The organism is Salmonella sp. SAL04213 (genome assembly GCF_046550535.1).
Taxonomy (GTDB): Bacteria; Pseudomonadota; Gammaproteobacteria; order Enterobacterales; family Enterobacteriaceae; genus Salmonella; species Salmonella enterica.
This window is the reverse complement of the sequence record NZ_JBGDXS010000002.1, coordinates 379395-395900: the sequence shown is the minus strand read 5'-3', so window position 1 is coordinate 395900 and position 16506 is coordinate 379395. Positions and strand designations below refer to the sequence as shown.

The 16506-nt window shown below is 52.3% G+C and carries 16 protein-coding genes and 1 pseudogene; 7 read left to right on the top strand and 10 right to left on the bottom strand.

Going from position 1 to position 16506, the window contains the following annotated elements; all coding sequences use genetic code 11:
- Positions 1-152: 152 nt before the first annotated feature.
- A pseudogene (locus ACLJPQ_RS06780) lies at positions 153-506 on the top strand (tyrosine-type recombinase/integrase); the annotation flags it as partial.
- A 373-nt stretch (positions 507-879) separates the two neighbouring features.
- On the opposite strand, the gene ACLJPQ_RS06775 reads toward ACLJPQ_RS06780, so the two are convergent.
- The 3 genes from ACLJPQ_RS06775 to yobA are packed head-to-tail and all read right to left on the bottom strand — an operon-like array spanning position 880 to position 2500.
- Positions 880-1233: a YebY family protein gene (locus tag ACLJPQ_RS06775; protein WP_080185034.1), complete on the bottom strand. Its 354-nt coding sequence runs from the start codon at positions 1231-1233 to the stop codon at positions 880-882.
- A 16-nt stretch (positions 1234-1249) separates the two neighbouring features.
- Positions 1250-2125 carry a copper homeostasis membrane protein CopD gene (gene copD, locus ACLJPQ_RS06770; RefSeq protein WP_017441953.1) on the bottom strand — a complete coding sequence of 292 codons (876 nt, stop codon included), beginning with the start codon at positions 2123-2125 and terminating at the stop codon, positions 1250-1252.
- Positions 2126-2500, bottom strand: a complete 375-nt coding sequence (yobA, locus tag ACLJPQ_RS06765) for a CopC domain-containing protein YobA (protein ID WP_000168396.1) — start codon at positions 2498-2500, stop codon at positions 2126-2128.
- 137 nt (positions 2501-2637) lie between these two features.
- On the opposite strand from yobA, the gene ACLJPQ_RS06760 reads away from it, so the two are divergent.
- The 3 genes from ACLJPQ_RS06760 to exoX all read left to right on the top strand — a co-directional run bounded on the left by ACLJPQ_RS06760 (position 2638) and on the right by exoX (position 4354).
- On the top strand, positions 2638-2868 hold the full coding sequence (locus tag ACLJPQ_RS06760) for a DNA polymerase III subunit theta (protein ID WP_000856224.1): 231 nt from the start codon (positions 2638-2640) through the stop codon (positions 2866-2868).
- Between the two features lie 107 nt (positions 2869-2975).
- A complete protein-coding gene (locus tag ACLJPQ_RS06755) occupies positions 2976-3632 on the top strand; it encodes a carbon-nitrogen hydrolase family protein (RefSeq protein WP_000100249.1) in 657 nt (218 codons plus the stop codon).
- 23 nt (positions 3633-3655) lie between these two features.
- Positions 3656-4354 carry an exodeoxyribonuclease X gene (exoX, locus tag ACLJPQ_RS06750; protein ID WP_079841377.1) on the top strand — a complete coding sequence of 233 codons (699 nt, stop codon included), beginning with the start codon at positions 3656-3658 and terminating at the stop codon, positions 4352-4354.
- 34 nt (positions 4355-4388) lie between these two features.
- Here exoX and ptrB read toward each other — a convergent pair whose 3' ends face one another.
- From ptrB to yebG, 4 genes are all read right to left on the bottom strand, one after another.
- The gene (gene ptrB, locus ACLJPQ_RS06745) at positions 4389-6440 is read right to left on the bottom strand and encodes an oligopeptidase B (RefSeq protein WP_000936990.1); all 2052 of its coding nucleotides are present in this window, start codon (positions 6438-6440) and stop codon (positions 4389-4391) included.
- A 212-nt stretch (positions 6441-6652) separates the two neighbouring features.
- Complete coding sequence (locus tag ACLJPQ_RS06740; RefSeq protein WP_000024707.1) at positions 6653-7312, bottom strand: tellurite resistance TerB family protein; 660 nt, start codon at positions 7310-7312, stop codon at positions 6653-6655.
- A gap of 93 nt (positions 7313-7405) precedes the next feature.
- On the bottom strand, positions 7406-7759 hold the full coding sequence (yebF, locus tag ACLJPQ_RS06735; protein ID WP_080185035.1) for a protein YebF: 354 nt from the start codon (positions 7757-7759) through the stop codon (positions 7406-7408).
- Between the two features lie 67 nt (positions 7760-7826).
- Entirely contained in the window at positions 7827-8117 is a 291-nt protein-coding gene (gene yebG, locus ACLJPQ_RS06730) for a DNA damage-inducible protein YebG (RefSeq protein WP_000257723.1), read from the bottom strand.
- 130 nt (positions 8118-8247) lie between these two features.
- Here yebG and purT point away from each other — a divergent pair, with 130 nt between their 5' ends.
- The gene (purT, locus tag ACLJPQ_RS06725) at positions 8248-9426 is read left to right on the top strand and encodes a formate-dependent phosphoribosylglycinamide formyltransferase (protein WP_000173430.1); all 1179 of its coding nucleotides are present in this window, start codon (positions 8248-8250) and stop codon (positions 9424-9426) included.
- 99 nt (positions 9427-9525) lie between these two features.
- On the opposite strand, the gene kdgA is transcribed toward purT, so the two are convergent.
- The 3 genes from kdgA to zwf form a co-directional block, all read right to left on the bottom strand.
- Positions 9526-10167 carry a bifunctional 4-hydroxy-2-oxoglutarate aldolase/2-dehydro-3-deoxy-phosphogluconate aldolase gene (gene kdgA / locus ACLJPQ_RS06720; RefSeq protein ID WP_000800497.1) on the bottom strand — a complete coding sequence of 214 codons (642 nt, stop codon included), beginning with the start codon at positions 10165-10167 and terminating at the stop codon, positions 9526-9528.
- Between the two features lie 37 nt (positions 10168-10204).
- The gene (gene edd, locus ACLJPQ_RS06715) at positions 10205-12016 is read right to left on the bottom strand and encodes a phosphogluconate dehydratase (protein ID WP_001069124.1); all 1812 of its coding nucleotides are present in this window, start codon (positions 12014-12016) and stop codon (positions 10205-10207) included.
- 234 nt (positions 12017-12250) lie between these two features.
- Positions 12251-13726, bottom strand: coding sequence for a glucose-6-phosphate dehydrogenase (zwf, locus tag ACLJPQ_RS06710; RefSeq protein WP_000301711.1), 1476 nt, complete (start codon positions 13724-13726; stop codon positions 12251-12253).
- Positions 13727-14067: 341 nt separating this feature from the next.
- On the opposite strand from zwf, the gene ACLJPQ_RS06705 reads away from it, so the two are divergent.
- Both ACLJPQ_RS06705 and pyk read left to right on the top strand, forming a co-directional pair.
- The gene (locus tag ACLJPQ_RS06705; protein ID WP_001056719.1) at positions 14068-14937 is read left to right on the top strand and encodes a MurR/RpiR family transcriptional regulator; all 870 of its coding nucleotides are present in this window, start codon (positions 14068-14070) and stop codon (positions 14935-14937) included.
- A gap of 123 nt (positions 14938-15060) precedes the next feature.
- The gene (pyk, locus tag ACLJPQ_RS06700) at positions 15061-16503 is read left to right on the top strand and encodes a pyruvate kinase (protein ID WP_000091156.1); all 1443 of its coding nucleotides are present in this window, start codon (positions 15061-15063) and stop codon (positions 16501-16503) included.
- The last annotated feature ends 3 nt before the right edge of the window (positions 16504-16506 follow it).

Here is a 16506-nt window from a genome sequence, read left to right as displayed (position 1 = left end):
TGGCGGGCTTCAGTAGGTGCAGAAGAAAAATCCGTTATGATGACCGGATGGCGGGACTGTCATTTTGCAGCTAAAGGTGTCGATTTTTTCAGGGGCGCTTTCTACGATGACCAGATCATCCGGCATCAGCGCCCGGGCGTTCAATTTTGGCAGGCAGATCCCTGACCCTTGAGGTGCCAGGGTTACGTCCGGGAACGGTTATCGATCGCTGCCGGCTGGTAAGCAGAACTGATTTCATGATCAGTGCAGGAATCAGGAAAAATAGCCCGACCGGGAATATTCACCCGGATGGGCTGACAAAGAAATTTGTAAAAGCCAGAAAAATTTCAGACGTTAAATGTAGTGATAACCCACCGACATTTCACGAGATCCGTAGCCTGGCTGGTCGGCTGTACAAAGACGAACTCGGCGAGGAATTCGCTCAAAAACTCCTGGGCCACACCTCAGAGAACACCACGAAACTCTATCTCGATGAACGCGATAATAAAGCTTACGTGATGCTCTGATTTTGTTGTAAAAGAAATGTTAAACTGGATTTGGATGTGATATAACCAAAAAGACCGGAATACAGAAATTCGAGGAAATTTCGAGGAATTTCGAGGGGAAACACATAACCCATTGATTTATAATCTAAATAAAAAGAGACCGAATACGATTCCTGTATTCGGTCCAGGGAAATGGCTCTTGGGAGAGAGCCGTGCGCTAAAAGTTGGCATTAATGCAGGCTAAATCGCCTTGCCCTTTAAGAATAGATGACGACGCCAGGTTTTCCAGTTTGTGACGAAGGTGATTGAAAAAACCTGGCGTATTGTCTGTCATCAGAGATAAAAAAACCGTAAGCCTTTTCGTGAAGGTTTACGGTTTTTTATTAAAAATCAGTCAGCTATTGGATGGATCACAAAGCTTTTGCGCACGTTCGATAAACGGCGCCAGACTCATTTTCTCACCGGGCTTCGCCGGGTTATCGATTTGAATGACGGCAATAGGCTGAGCGCGCGTTTTACCCTCCGCTACTTGCTGTTCGGCAATGGCATTCAAGGGATACTGCACCAGCGTACTGGGGTTGATCACATAGAGCGCCTGGCCAGGCCGACAGGTCAACATGACCTCTTCCCGATTAAACGCCCACTTGTCTTTTCCTACTTCAAAACGACTTACGGTAATCACCTGCGGCGCCGCCAACGCTACGCCCGAAGTGGCCAGCAGAAGCGCCGGAAAGAGTATTTTTTTCATTCGTTATGCCAGTCCATCAGAAAGGTTCGAGGGTTGCAAACAGGCTGACGATCGCCAGAACTATGCCTCCAACTCCCCATTCAATTTGCGTCATCCTGACAAACCATAGGTCAGTCCGGGGATTTTCCTGTCGCATACGTGGTACGAGAACATACCGATTCGTCAGCGCAATTGCTACCATAAGCACCACCAGCGCACATTTTAACAAAAGCAACTGTCCATAGGTGGTCTGCCAGATGGCGGTAAATCCCGTGATAAATAGCGTGTTGCCAATGCCTGTGAGCAATACGCCCGCCACAAAAAAGTGACCATAACGAGAAAAACGCATCATGGCGCTAATAGCATGTTGACGCCAGCGTCCCTGAGCCATGCGCATACAATAAACCACTGGCAACAGCCCACCAAACCAGGCTGCGGCACAGAGTAAATGCAGAGCATGGTTAATCTGCTGTAATGTTCCCGCTACACCGTCGCGCATCGTCGCATGTCCAACGCCTGCCAGCAGGATAAACTGAGCAACGGTGAGAATAAGAAGCCGTCGTTGCATTTTTACCGGCGCAATGACTACCACCGCCAGCGTGACCAGCGCGAGGATAATTTGCCATATCCAGACCGCGCCAAAGCGGGTTTGCAGTACCGCGCCCCACACAGAGACGGAAAAAACATCGGGCCAGCCGCCACCCATCAGTCCGCCCTGAATTGCCAGCATAAAAGCCGCGCTGATAACGCTCCAGGCGGCGGCATGTCGTTGCAGATGTAAAAATCGACGCGTCATTAAACGACGAATTGATGCGGGTGCCAGCCAGGCGCCGTAAAGCGCGCAGCCGTAGACCAGCATCAAACTAGCAAAATGAATAAATCGGAGAGTTATCCAGACGAATGTCAGCATCATTTATTTCACGCTGAAGGTGTATTTCCCTTTTGTTTTATGTCCATCCACCGACACAACGTGCCAGTCTACCGTGTAAGCGCCAGATTTTAACGGCTGCTCAAGCGGGATAATCAACTGCGTTTTATCCTGTTCATTTCGCTTTGCCGGGCGCGTTTTGATGAGCTCTTGCTGAGGGCCAGTAATGGTTGCGCCGCTGAACCCTGGCTCAATCCCTTCAGAAAAATTCAGAGTCAGCGCCTGTGGCGAGGCCGTAACGGCAGCATTCGCCGCTGGATACTGATGCGTCAGGTGCGCATGTGCCCAGGCCGCTGGCGTCGCAAATGTCGATGCCAGCAGCACTAAAGCTAAACGTCGCGATGGTGCAGAAGAAGCCATATTCACTATTCCTTTTTGTTATACCTACGTTACAAAGAATAACCTTCAACAATCAATGAGTCGAGGATCATCATTTCCATCTTGCCATTACCGCGGACTCTTAGTACCTTCTGGCGGCAACAAAAAAGGAGACACGTATGAAAACAAATCTGGCTCAGCTTGAACAAGCGGAAATGGATAAAGTCAATGTGGACCTGGCGGCAGCCGGGGTGGCATTTAAAGAGCGCTACAATATGCCTGTTGTCGCGGAGGCGGTCGAACGTGAGCAGCCAGAGCATCTACGCGCCTGGTTTCGCGAGCGGCTGATTGCCCATCGTCTGGCTTCCGTATCACTATCCCGACTCCCTTACGAACCCAAAGTTAAATAAAAATTATATAACGTTACACTTCCTTACATGCAGACGACTACATTATAAGGCGATTCTTAACCTATGCTTTTTAGAATGGCTGTAGAGACTATGAAAAGGAAGTCATTATGTCCTCCTGGAAAATTGCTGCTGCGCAGTATGCGCCCCTGAACGCCTCGCCGGCGGAGCATGTCGCCCATCATCTGGAATATATTGAGCTTGCGGCTCGTCAACAGTGCGAACTGCTGGTCTTTCCGTCGCTGTCGCTATTAGGCTGCGACGAAAGAAATAAACCGTTGCCCGCCCCGCCTGACGAGGCGCTTTTACAGCCGCTCACTCATGCGGCCGATACCCACCATATGACTATCATTGTGGGTATGCCTGTTGAGCATAACTGCCGCTTCGTAAAAGGCATCGCTATTTTTGCCCCATGGCTAACGTCGCCGCTCATGTTTCACAAAAGTCATGGCGCCTGTATTGCCAGGCAGCGAAGCGCTATCAACGTGGTGGATGAGCAGCCAGAAGGTGGTGATATAGATCCCTCATTTACGTTATTCACAACCAGTCAATGTCTTAACGAACCTGAACTCCATGCTTCTACCTCACGCTTACAACGTTTTTCGCATAAATATGCGCTGGCCGTACTGATGGCCAATGCCTGTGGCAGTAGCGCGCTGTGGGATGAAAGCGGGCAACTTATTGTTCGTGCCGATTGCGGTTCGCTATTACTGACGGGCCTGCGCACAACCGAGGGTTGGCAAGGCGATATCATTCCATTACGCTAAGGTCTTTCGGTGAGGAATGAATCATGTTGCGGATTATAGACACGGAAACCTGCGGGCTGCAGGGCGGGATCGTAGAGATAGCTTCTGTAGATGTCATTGATGGCAACATTGTCAATCCCATGAGTCACCTGATACGCCCCGATCGCCCTATTACGCCGCAGGCAATGGCGATACACCGTATTACCGAAGCCATGGTCGCCGATAAGCCGTGGATTGAAGATGTCATACCGCTTTATTACGGTAGTGAGTGGTATGTCGCTCACAATGCCAGTTTTGACAGACGCGTATTACCTGAATTGCCGGGTGAGTGGATCTGTACCATGAAGTTGTCGCGACGCCTGTGGCCGGGAATAAAATACAGCAATATGGCGCTCTATAAATCGCGCAAACTAAGCGTACAAACGCCGCCGGGGCTGCACCATCACCGGGCGCTTTATGATTGCTATATCACCGCCGCCTTGCTGATTGATATTATGCAAACCACCGGCTGGACCGCAGAAGAAATGGTCAATATCACGGGCCGTCCTGCGCTGTTAACCACTTTCCCGTTCGGTAAATACCGCGGTAAGGCGGTATCTGAAGTCGCAAAACGCGATCCGGGCTATTTACGCTGGCTTTTTAATAACCTTGATAATATGAGCCCGGAACTTCGCCTGACGCTTAAACACTACCTGGAAGATGTTCAGGCTGGCGAGCAACGCAGCAATGGAACATCACAATAACCCGCGACGCTCACAAGCCGTTGCGGGCACGCGTCTATGCGCTATGTAAGGTTCCCTGCGCCAGGCCGATTAAAAAGGCGAACTCCAGCGCAACGCCTTCGTAGGATTTAAACCGCCCCGACTTACCACCGTGCCCGGAGTCCATATCCGTACATAACAGCAGCAGACGTTGGTCCGTTTTTAGCTCGCGTAATTTTGCCACCCACTTCGCCGGCTCCCAGTATTGCACCTGGGAATCGTGCAATCCTGTCGTCACCAGCAGGTGCGGATAGTCCTGCGCTTTGACATTGTCATAAGGACTATAGCTTTTCATATAGTCATAATACTCAATATCCTGCGGGTTCCCCCACTCTTCAAACTCTCCTGTCGTTAGTGGGATCGACTCATCCAGCATCGTGGTTAATACATCAACAAAGGGTACCTGGGCAATAACGCCGTGGAAAAGCTCGGGGCGTTCGTTGATAGCGACGCCCATTAGCATTCCGCCCGCGCTCCCGCCCATCCCGTAACACAGCGACGGCGAACCGTAACCCAGTTTTAATAAGGCATCGCAGGCATCAAGATAGTCATTAAAAGTATTCCGCTTTTTGAGGAATTTGCCATCTTCATACCACTGCTGCCCCAGCTCACCGCCGCCGCGAACGTGTACGATTGCGTAAACAAAGCCACGATCCAGCAAGCTCAGTCGGCTGCTGCTGAAGTCGGCGTCAATACTGGAACCGTAAGATCCGTAGCCGTAAACCAGAAGCGGATTTTGCCCTTTACGAAAATACTTCTGATGATAAACCAGCGATACCGGCACTTCGACGCCGTCGCGTGCGGTGATCCACAGGTGTTCGCTCTGATAACAGCCAGAATCAAACCCAGGCACTTCCGTCTGTTTAAGTACCCGTCGTTCTCCGGTATCCATATCCAGTTCAAACAAGGTATCTGGCGTCGTCATTGAAGAATAGCCGTAACGCAGCCGGGAGGTCTCAGGTTCGGGATTATAGGCCAGCCACGTCACGTAAGCCGGATCGTCAAAGGCAATGCCTATCACTTCACGGGTTTTACGGTTAATTTGCCGCAGGCTGGTAAGCCCCCGTTGACGCTCTTCTACTACTAACCAGTCGGTAAACAGGGTAAACCCTTCCAGCATAATATGCTCGCGCGGAGGGATCAGCTCTTCCCAGGCGTTTTCATTGCGCACGCGGGTACGGTACAACCCAAAGTTTTTACCGTTCCGGTTAGAGCGCAGGTAAAACTTATGTTGATAGTGATCGAGACTATATTCGTGGTCTTTGCGGCGCGGTAAGAATGAAAACGGCTCGGCATCGGCCAGTTCCGCGTCAAGTAATAGCACTTCGCTAGTGGTGGCGCTGGCAAGATGAATTACCACATAATGCTGCGAAGTGGTTTTATGCAGGCTGACATAAAAGGTGTCGTCTTTCTCTTCATATACCAGTTCATCTTGCGATGACGGAGTGCCAATCGTGTGCCGCCAAACCTGATAGGGCAGCAGCGTCTTCTTATGCTTACGCACATAGTAAAGGGTCAGGGAATCATTGGCCCAGACAAATTCAGGCGCAACGTTATCCAGCAGTTCCGGATACCAGTTACCGCTTTCGAGGTTACGAAAACGCAACCCATACTGACGACGGGATAAATAATCTTCTGCCAGCGCCATGATGGTATTATCCGGCGTAATGGCAAGTCCGCCGAGCGTATAAAATTCGCTGTGCGCGGCCCGCTGGTTCGCATCGAGCAAGGTTTCCCACACATCCCACTCTTCGCTTAACGCCGATTGTCGTTGATAGATGGCATATTCGCAGCCGGGTTCATAGATATAACGGTAGCGATAGCCATTTTTCACATACGGAGCGGAAACTTCTCTGGGCGGGATGCGATCGATAATTTCTTTTAGAATGCGGTCCTGTAACGCCTGCTGAGAGGACATGACCTTCCGGCCATACTCATTTTCCTGATGCAGGTAATCAAGGACTTCCGGCTGCGAGCGAGTGTCATCTCGCAGCCAGTAATAATTATCAATGCGCGTATCGCCATGTACGGTCATGGCATAGGGAATTCGATTGGCTTTTGGCAACATGTCGTTTTTTCTTTTGCGTTAATATTTGTTATATATCACGCGGCAAACACAGCGGCGTAGCATGGTAGTCCCGGTCGCTCACCTCGGTAAGCGCCTGAGATGTCACTGCTTCGCCGCTATCCTGCAACATGAATGACGTAAACTATCCATCCTATAAGGGTGGCAAAAGACACGCATGATGCAAGCGAAACATGTTACTTAATGGCAGGTTATCAGCCTGGTAGCGCTTGTTTTTGCTGCTGCAAGTCCTGCTCGATACCGTCCCGAACCTCTTGAGGAATTTTTAGCGCGTCTCCTAACGCATTCAGATAGCTACGTTCCATAAAGTGGTCAATATCAATGGCGGCGCAGCTCAGGAAGTAGATTTCCAGGGCTTCTTCTTCATTGCGAACGCCCTGTGCCAGACGTTGTGGATCAAGCGGCTGCTCAATAGCTTTCTCGATAAACACACGCCCTTGCTCTTCCACACCTGATTCTCGCAGTTGGTGCTCAATCGCCGCGCGTTCTTTGGCATCAATATGCCCATCGCTTTTTGCAGCAAAAACCAGCGCCAGGATCAGTCGCTCAGTGCGAACATCCAGCGGCGTACTTTGGCTGCCGAATTGCGGCTCCCCCTGATGCGCAGCGCGTACTTTATCTTTGTACTTATTCCACAATACGGAACCCGCCACCGCGCCGCCGCCCACCAGCAAAGCGCCAGTACCGTATTTGGTTAATAATTTGCGCGAAGACTTATTGGCGACCAACAGTCCAGCCAGACCGCCCAGCGCGCCGGGAACCAGCAGTTTATTTAACCCCTGTTCACCGGAAGGCGATGCAGAAGCGCCTTTTTGCCCAAGAAGTGATTGTAATTGGTTCAACCAGTTAGCCATAGTACCCCTCAAATACAGACCAATAATGGTCAAGCGTACCTGAGGGGATGTCAGGAATTGTCTGTTCCGGCAAAAGAAGCGCAAATTACGCTGCTAGCGGGGCTTATATTCCGCCTTGCCGGCTTTGCAATCAACGATAACCTGATAATGAATATCGGCACTTTTACCGCGAACGGTTAGCGGAACTGTCCATTTATCATTTTGACCTACAACGTCCTGCACATTAACCCACGCGACCGGGTCAACCTGCCCGACCTTTTTTTGGTCGTCTGCCCACCGCACGATACGATTTTGCTGGTAGTCGCGCTTGACGCTTGCCGCAATCCCGGCGGCATCCAGCCCTTCGCACTGCGGAAACTTAACCGATTTACTCTCGGTGGATGCCGCAAATGCCGATACGCTGGCGGATAACAACAGCAGGCTCAACAACGCTCCTCTTTTATTCATACTTTTCTCCTTAGCACAATGATTCAGGAAAAGCATGGTACAAAACGCCGGGAGCGCAAGTATGGGTTCAGGCGGCTTGCTTTTTCGTTTTACTCGCGGCGTCCTTTTCAACCGCCTGCGGAGAAGGCAACTTACCGGTTTTGAGGATCGTGCTTAACACCTCTTTATGTTCCGCCAGCCACAGCGACAACGCTTCGCGCTGCCCATCTTCCAGCACGACTGGCGACTGCTCAAGCCAGGTATCAAGAAGATCGGCAGTATCGAGCATTTTGTCCCAGGCGTCGGCTTCCTTTTTACTGGTAAATGACATCTTCTCCTCACCCTCGCGAATGACTACGTATTTAACTTCAACCGCCATTTTGCAGCCCCTTATTTACCTGTGTTTATATACAGTATATTGCAAGACAGCAAGAAAAGCAATCTATTCGAAAAGACATACGCAAACGTTTTCGTATATACTGCGCGCAGGTAAATAAGGGGACAGAAATATGACGCTATTAGGCACTGCGCTGCGTCCGGCAGCAACGCGGGTGATGTTATTAGGGGCAGGAGAATTGGGAAAAGAGGTGGCGATTGAATGCCAACGCCTGGGGATCGAGGTTATCGCCGTCGATCGCTATCCTGATGCTCCCGCCATGCATGTGGCTCACCGTTCACACGTCATTAATATGCTGGACGGCGAGGCGCTACGTCATGTGATTACAGAGGAAAAACCGCATTATATCGTGCCGGAAATAGAAGCGATCGCCACCGATACGCTGCGCGAGCTGGAGGGCGAAGGGCTGAATGTTGTGCCTTGCGCTCGTGCAACGCAGCTCACAATGAACCGCGAAGGGATCCGTCGCCTGGCCGCAGAAGAATTAGGTCTGCCGACATCGACGTATCGCTTTGCCGACAGTGAGGCCAGTTTTCATGATGCGGTAGCCGCAGTGGGTTTTCCTTGCATCGTCAAACCGGTCATGAGCTCTTCCGGCAAAGGCCAGAGCTTTATCCGCTCGGCCGAACAGCTCGCGCAGGCATGGGAGTATGCTCAACAGGGCGGACGCGCTGGCGCGGGTCGCGTGATTGTGGAAGGCGTGGTTAAATTTGATTTTGAAATTACGCTGCTCACCGTTAGCGCCGTCGATGGCGTGCATTTCTGCGCGCCGGTCGGTCATCGTCAGCAAGATGGTGACTATCGCGAATCCTGGCAGCCACAGCAGATGAGCGAACTGGCGCTGAAGCGGGCGCAAGAGATTGCCCGTCATGTGGTACTGGCGTTAGGCGGTCATGGCCTGTTCGGCGTTGAACTCTTCGTCTGTGGCGATGAAGTCATTTTCAGCGAAGTCTCCCCTCGCCCGCACGATACCGGAATGGTCACGTTGATTTCTCAGGATCTCTCTGAGTTTGCGCTGCATGTGCGCGCCTTTCTGGGAATGCCCGTAGGCGCTATTCGCCAGTATGGTCCCGCTGCCTCGGCCGTGATTCTGCCGCAGCTTACCAGTCAAAATGTGACGTTTGATAATGTACACGCGGCGGTAGGAGCCGGAGTGCAGGTACGGCTGTTTGGTAAGCCTGAGATCGACGGCACTCGTCGTCTTGGTGTAGCGTTAGCGACAGGTGAAAACGTTGAAGAAGCGGTGATAAGAGCGAAAAAGGCCGCCAGCCGCGTGACGGTAAAAGGCTAATGCGCCATCGCCTGATGGCGACGTTAGCGCATTTTTATCAGACCTGCCTGATCGCCACTCGTAAGCCCGATAAGCAAGCGCCATCGGGCATTTAACGGCTTACTGCTTTGCGCCTTCTACCGCTTCGCGCGCCAGTTTGGTGATGCGATCGTAATCACCCGCTTCCAGCGCGTCGGCCGGCACCAGCCAGGAACCGCCGATGCACAACACGCTTTTCAGCGCCAGATAGTCACGATAGTTTGCCGGAGAGATGCCGCCAGTTGGGCAGAAACGTACCTGAGAGAACGGACCGGCAATCGCCTGCAACGCTTTAGTGCCGCCATTCGCTTCCGCCGGGAAGAATTTGAACTCTTTCAGACCATAGTCCATGCCCAACATCAGTTCAGAAACGGTGCTAATACCGGGAATCAATGGGATAGTGCCTGCCGTCGCGGCTTTCAGCAGTGGCTCAGTCAGTCCCGGGCTAATCGCAAACTGCGCGCCCGCTTCCGTCACCTCCGCCAACTGCTGCGGATTGAGAACGGTTCCGGCGCCGACAATCGCTTCCGGTACTTCTTTAGCGATAGCGCGAATAGCATCCATCGCGCAGGCCGTACGTAAAGTCACTTCCAGAACGCGAACGCCCCCGGCCACCAGCGCTTTAGCCATCGGCACCGCGTGCTCCAGTTTATTGACTACAATGACCGGGACAACCGGGCCGGTGGTCAGGATTGCTTCTGCACTTGTTTTCCAGTTTTTCATCGGAATTCTTCTCTCGCCTGATTACTAGTGTGTCATCTTAAAAAGTGATACAGGTTGCGCCCTGCTCCGCACCCGACAGCTTTTCGCGCAGCGCGCCAAACAACTCACGCCCCGTTCCGACGCGCGACGCGCTCAGGTCCGGAATATGAGGCTGACGAGCGGCAAGTTCCGCCTCGTCGACCAGCAGGGTTAACTCACCTGTCTGCCCATTCACGCGAATGATGTCGCCATCGCGCACTTTTGCCAGTAAACCGCCATCGTAGGCTTCCGGCGTTACGTGGATAGCTGAAGGCACTTTACCCGAAGCGCCTGAAAGTCGTCCATCAGTAACTAACGCGATTTTGAAACGGCGGTCCAATAATACACCAAGTGGCGGCATGAGTTTATGTAATTCTGGCATTCCATTCGCTTTTGGTCCCTGATGACGCACGACAACGACACAATCCCGGTCAAGCAGGCCCGCGTCAAACGCAGGCAGCACATCATGCTGACTTTCAAATACCATGGCAGGCGCTTCAATGATCTGGTTTTCAACCGGTACCGCAGACGTCTTCATTACTGCGCGCCCCAGATTACCGCTTAGCACCTTAGTACCGCCGTGAGGAGAGAACGGCTTATCAAAAGAGGCAATGACATCGTTATCCAGTGACCTTTCCGCGCCTTCACGCCAGTCCAGCTCGCCGTTGTTGAGCCAGGGCTCCAGCGTATAGCGTTTCAGGCCGAAGCCTGCGACAGTATTAACGTCTTCGTGCAGCAATCCGGCATTGAGCAGCTCACGCATCAATACCGGTACGCCGCCCGCCGCCTGGAAGTGGTTAATGTCCGCCGGACCGTTCGGGTACAGACGCGCCATCAACGGAACCACTTCCGACAAATCCGAGAAGTCATCCCAGTTGATCAGAATGCCCGCCGCGCGCGCCATTGCAACCAGATGCATGGTGTGGTTGGTGGAACCGCCGGTAGCCAGCAGCGCGACAATGCCGTTCACCACGACTTTTTCGTCGATCATTTTACCGAGCGGCATCCACGTATTGCCGTTGCCGGTAAGACGTGTTACCTGACGTGCGGCAGCGGCAGTCAATGCCTCGCGCAGCGGCGCATCCGGATGCACAAACGAGGAACCCGGCAACTGCATTCCCATAAACTCCACCACCATCTGGTTGGTGTTGGCGGTGCCGTAAAATGTACAGGTGCCCGGCGCATGGTAAGAGGCGGCTTCCGACTCCAGCAGCGCCATTCTGTCTACTTTTCCTTCCGCATATAGCTGACGAATACGGACTTTTTCTTTATTCGGCAGGCCGCTCGCCATCGGGCCTGACGGAACAAAAATCGCGGGTAAATGACCAAAAGAGAGCGCGGCCATCGCCAGCCCCGGAACAATTTTGTCGCATACGCCGAGGAATAACGCGCCGTCAAACATATTGTGAGAAAGGCCTACTGCTGCCGACATCGCTATCACTTCGCGGCTGAGTAATGACAACTCCATGCCATCCTGCCCTTGCGTAACGCCATCGCACATTGCCGGTACGCCGCCTGCGACCTGACCTACCGCATTCACGGAATGCAGGGCCTGACGAATAATCTGCGGATAATGTTCATACGGTTGATGCGCAGAGAGCATGTCATTGTAGGAGGTAATGATGGCGATATTATTGCGCAACATACTTTTCAGCGAGGCTTTGTCCTCTGGCTGACAGGCGGCGAAGCCATGCGCCAGGTTGCCGCAGGCCAGTTGAGATCGGTGGACCGTGGCGGTTTTCGCCTGCTCAATGCGGGCAAGATAGGCTTTTCGGGTCTGCTGCGAGCGTTCGACAATGCGCTGTGTTACGCGTAACAAATTAGGATTCATAGAGGCTCCTGAAATTTATCTGTCCGGCTACCGGGTTTACCATGCGTTTCATCAATGTGGAAAGACAGTGAAATACATGATGTCCGGGGATAATGGGGCAAAATCGTTTCAGGCAGTGTAATAAAAAAAGCCTCGCAGGTGAATCCACACGAGGCTTAAAAGTGCAAAAATGATTCTACAATCTGTGTTAGATCATGTTACCGGTAAAATACCACCTAAGAGTGAGTGGCAAATTTACTCAAACTCATTCCACGAACGACCGTCACGGGTAATCATCGCCACGGACGCTACCGGTCCCCAGGTGCCCGCCTGATACGGCTTCGGCGCGTCGTTGTCCATCGCCCATGCTTCGGTAATGGAGTCCACCCACTTCCAGGCTTCTTCCACTTCGTCACGGCGGACAAACAGCGCCTGAATGCCACGCATCGTTTCCAGCAGCAGGCGCTCATATGCATCCGCCAGGTGCGTCTGATTAAAGGTCTCGGAGTAGCTCAGATCAAGCTTCGTGATCTGCAGATTATGCTTATGATCCAGCCCCGGTACTTTGTTAAGCACCTGAATATCCACGCCTTCATCCGGCTGCAGGCGAATCGTCAATTTGTTCTGCGGCAGGTCTTGCCAGGACTCTTTAAAGAGGTTCAGTTCAGGCGTCTTGAAATAAACCACGACTTCAGAGCACTTGGTTGGCAGACGCTTGCCGGTGCGCAGATAGAATGGCACGCCCGCCCAACGCCAGTTATCGATGTCGACGCGGATCGCGACGAAAGTTTCGGTGTTGCTGCTTTTATTCGCGCCCTCTTCTTCCAGATAGCCCGGCACCTTTTGCCCCTGCGCAAAGCCCGCGGTGTATTGACCACGAACCGTTTTTTCACGCACGTTGGAGCGATCAATACGGCGCAGCGATTTCAACACTTTGACTTTTTCATCGCGAATACTGTCGGCGCTCAGGTCAGACGGCGGTGACATGGCAATCATGCAGAGAATTTGCAGCAAGTGGTTCTGGATCATATCGCGCATCTGACCGGCCTGGTCAAAGTATCCCCAGCGCCCTTCAATCCCCACCTCTTCCGCTACGGTAATCTCAACGTGATCGATAGTGCGGTTATCCCAGTTATTAACGAATAACGAGTTGGCAAAACGCAGAGCCAGCAGGTTGAGAACCGTTTCTTTGCCCAGATAGTGGTCGATACGATACACCTGGCACTCTTCAAAGTATTCGCCGACCCGATCGTTAATCTCACGCGAGGTCGCCAACGAAGTACCCAACGGTTTCTCCATCACGACACGCGCCGGTTTGGCGTTGAGTTTAGCCTCCCCTAACCCTTTGCAAATAGCGCCAAACGTGCTGGGCGGCATCGCAAAATAGTTAATGGTGGTACGGTTTTTTTGATCCAGCATATCGCCCAGGCGACTGAACGCAGGCGTATCGTTAACGTCAAGATTACAAAAATCCAGACGGCCGCTCAGCGTATCCCACAAGCCTTCATCAATTTTTTCCTTCATGAAGGTTTCCAGCGCCTCACGCACGACGTGGGTATAAGCTTCTTTATCCCAGTCCGCGCGCCCCACCCCAATGATCCGGGTATCCGGATGGATCTGGCCGGCTTTCTCAAGCTGATACAGGGAAGGCAGCAGTTTCCGGCGCGCCAGGTCGCCTTTCGCGCCGAAAATGACCAGGTCACATGCCTGGGCTGTTTGCGTTACCGCCATGTCATTCTCCTCAGTTAATCTCCTGGTACTTTAGCCAGGATATCGTTGTAATTTTATTACACAGCACTGTACTGCTTTTACGAGATTACGGAAACCGTAAACGCCTTTTCATAGGTGAACCGGCGTTTGATTGGCAATATAATCGGCAAAACGCCTAATAAAATTGTCGCTTTTCCACACAAGCTGGAACTTAAAATCCGACGTCGGTCATGTAATGAAAAAAAACGACACCTTTTTTAGCCATTTTGCCCCCTTTGACAGCCTCCAGGAGTAATATCTAACAAAACGCGCTCGGTTTCGCGCATCATTGAAATCGCTAATACCCATGAGCCTTGCTAATCATGAATATGCTGGAAAAAGTCCAGTCTCAACTGGAACATTTAAGCAAATCTGAACGAAAAGTCGCCGATGTTATTCTGGCCGCCCCAGGCAGATCGATTCACTTAAGCATTGCCATGCTGGCCCAGGAAGCTAACGTTAGCGAGCCAACGGTGAACCGTTTCTGTCGCAGCATGAATACCCGCGGCTTTCCTGATTTTAAACTGCATCTGGCGCAAAGTCTGGCAAATGGCACCCCCTATGTTAATCGCAATGTGGATGAAGATGACAGCGTTGAGGCCTATACAGGAAAAATCTTCGAGTCCGCCATGGCCAGTCTCGACCATGTTCGTCAGTCGCTGGATAAATCGGCCGTCAACCGCGCCGTCGATTTACTGACCCAGGCAAAAAAAATCGCCTTTTTTGGTCTTGGTTCCTCCGCCGCGGTCGCGCATGACGCCATGAATAAGTTTTTTCGCTTCAATGTGCCGGTGATTTACTCCGACGATATCGTGCTGCAACGGATGAGCTGTATGAATTGTAACGATGATGACGTCGTCGTGCTCATTTCGCATACTGGCAGAACCAAGAGCCTGGTGGAACTGGCGCAGTTGGCGCGGGAAAACGATGCGATGGTGATCGCCCTGACCTCCGCTGGAACGCCGCTGGCGCGCGAAGCCACGCTGGCCATTACCCTCGACGTACCGGAAGATACAGACATTTATATGCCCATGGTCTCTCGACTTGCTCAGCTGACCGTGATAGATGTGCTGGCAACGGGATTTACTTTGCGTCGCGGGGCGAAATTCAGAGATAACTTGAAGCGTGTCAAGGAAGCGCTCAAGGAATCGCGTTTTGATAAAGAATTACTCATCAGGAGTGATGACCGCTAAAAGCAATAACAATGTTCTACCCTTTTCGTCATCCGGGGACGTTCATTTTATACCGTTAAGGTTTCAGAACGACCGGATCAATGTTCACGCAACACCAAGTTGTTTTAGTCAACGGAGTATTACATGTCCAGAAGGCTTCGCAGAACCAAAATCGTTACCACGTTAGGCCCGGCAACTGACCGCGATAACAACCTTGAGAAGGTTATCGCCGCGGGCGCAAACGTAGTACGTATGAACTTCTCTCACGGCTCGCCGGAAGATCATAAAATGCGTGCTGATAAAGTCCGTGAGATTGCCGCCAAACTGGGGCGTCATGTGGCTATTTTAGGCGACCTGCAAGGGCCAAAAATTCGCGTTTCCACTTTTAAAGAAGGCAAAGTGTTCCTCAATATCGGGGACAAATTTCTGTTAGACGCTAACCTGGGTAAAGGCGAAGGCGATAAAGAAAAAGTCGGCATTGATTACAAAGGGTTGCCGGCAGACGTCGTTCCTGGCGATATCCTGCTGCTTGACGATGGTCGAGTGCAGTTGAAAGTGCTTGAAGTCCAGGGCATGAAAGTCTTTACCGAGGTCACCGTCGGCGGCCCGCTGTCTAACAATAAAGGCATTAACAAGCTCGGCGGCGGGCTTTCTGCTGAAGCGCTGACCGAAAAAGACAAAGCCGATATTCAAACCGCTGCGCTGATAGGCGTTGACTATCTGGCCGTATCCTTCCCGCGCTGCGGCGAAGATCTGAACTATGCACGCCGCCTGGCACGCGACGCCGGCTGCGACGCGAAAATTGTGGCTAAAGTCGAACGCGCCGAAGCGGTATGCGACCAAAACGCCATGGACGATATCATTCTGGCCTCTGACGTTGTGATGGTCGCACGTGGCGACCTGGGCGTTGAAATCGGCGATCCGGAGCTGGTTGGTATCCAGAAGGCGCTGATTCGCCGTGCGCGTCAGCTAAACCGTGCAGTCATCACCGCAACGCAGATGATGGAGTCGATGATCACCAACCCGATGCCGACCCGCGCGGAAGTGATGGACGTAGCGAACGCCGTCCTGGATGGCACGGATGCGGTTATGCTGTCTGCCGAAACCGCAGCCGGTCAGTATCCTTCTGAAACCGTTGCCGCAATGGCGCGCGTCTGTCTGGGCGCAGAAAAAATCCCCAGCATCAATGTGTCTAAACACCGTCTCGACGTGCAGTTCGACAACGTTGAAGAAGCCATTGCCATGTCTGCGATGTATGCGGCAAACCATCTGAAAGGCGTTACCGCGATCATCACCATGACGGAATCCGGTCGTACCGCGCTAATGACTTCCCGTATCAGCTCCGGCCTGCCGATTTTCGCCATGTCGCGCCATGAACGCACGCTGAACCTGACCGCGCTCTACCGCGGAGTAACGCCGGTGCATTTTGATAGCGCGGCTGATGGCGTTGTCGCGGCGCATGAAGCCGTTAATCTGCTGCGCGATAAAGGGTATCTGGTTTCCGGTGACCTGGTTATCGTGACTCAGGGCGATGTCATGAGCACCGTCGGCTCAACCAATACCACGCGTATTTTGACCGTTGAGTAAAAC

What these genes read in the sequence shown, in the direction of transcription:
- ACLJPQ_RS06775 (WP_080185034.1), bottom strand. Translation starts at nt 1,233, where the DNA reads ATGAAAAAAATACTCTTTCCGGCGCTTCTGCTGGCCACTTCGGGCGTA.
- copD (WP_017441953.1), bottom strand. Translation starts at nt 2,125, where the DNA reads ATGATGCTGACATTCGTCTGGATAACTCTCCGATTTATTCATTTTGCT.
- yobA (WP_000168396.1), bottom strand. Translation starts at nt 2,500, where the DNA reads ATGGCTTCTTCTGCACCATCGCGACGTTTAGCTTTAGTGCTGCTGGCA.
- ACLJPQ_RS06760 (WP_000856224.1), top strand. Translation starts at nt 2,638, where the DNA reads ATGAAAACAAATCTGGCTCAGCTTGAACAAGCGGAAATGGATAAAGTC.
- ACLJPQ_RS06755 (WP_000100249.1), top strand. Translation starts at nt 2,976, where the DNA reads ATGTCCTCCTGGAAAATTGCTGCTGCGCAGTATGCGCCCCTGAACGCC.
- exoX (WP_079841377.1), top strand. Translation starts at nt 3,656, where the DNA reads ATGTTGCGGATTATAGACACGGAAACCTGCGGGCTGCAGGGCGGGATC.
- ptrB (WP_000936990.1), bottom strand. Translation starts at nt 6,440, where the DNA reads ATGTTGCCAAAAGCCAATCGAATTCCCTATGCCATGACCGTACATGGC.
- ACLJPQ_RS06740 (WP_000024707.1), bottom strand. Translation starts at nt 7,312, where the DNA reads ATGGCTAACTGGTTGAACCAATTACAATCACTTCTTGGGCAAAAAGGC.
- yebF (WP_080185035.1), bottom strand. Translation starts at nt 7,759, where the DNA reads ATGAATAAAAGAGGAGCGTTGTTGAGCCTGCTGTTGTTATCCGCCAGC.
- yebG (WP_000257723.1), bottom strand. Translation starts at nt 8,117, where the DNA reads ATGGCGGTTGAAGTTAAATACGTAGTCATTCGCGAGGGTGAGGAGAAG.
- purT (WP_000173430.1), top strand. Translation starts at nt 8,248, where the DNA reads ATGACGCTATTAGGCACTGCGCTGCGTCCGGCAGCAACGCGGGTGATG.
- kdgA (WP_000800497.1), bottom strand. Translation starts at nt 10,167, where the DNA reads ATGAAAAACTGGAAAACAAGTGCAGAAGCAATCCTGACCACCGGCCCG.
- edd (WP_001069124.1), bottom strand. Translation starts at nt 12,016, where the DNA reads ATGAATCCTAATTTGTTACGCGTAACACAGCGCATTGTCGAACGCTCG.
- zwf (WP_000301711.1), bottom strand. Translation starts at nt 13,726, where the DNA reads ATGGCGGTAACGCAAACAGCCCAGGCATGTGACCTGGTCATTTTCGGC.
- ACLJPQ_RS06705 (WP_001056719.1), top strand. Translation starts at nt 14,068, where the DNA reads ATGAATATGCTGGAAAAAGTCCAGTCTCAACTGGAACATTTAAGCAAA.
- pyk (WP_000091156.1), top strand. Translation starts at nt 15,061, where the DNA reads ATGTCCAGAAGGCTTCGCAGAACCAAAATCGTTACCACGTTAGGCCCG.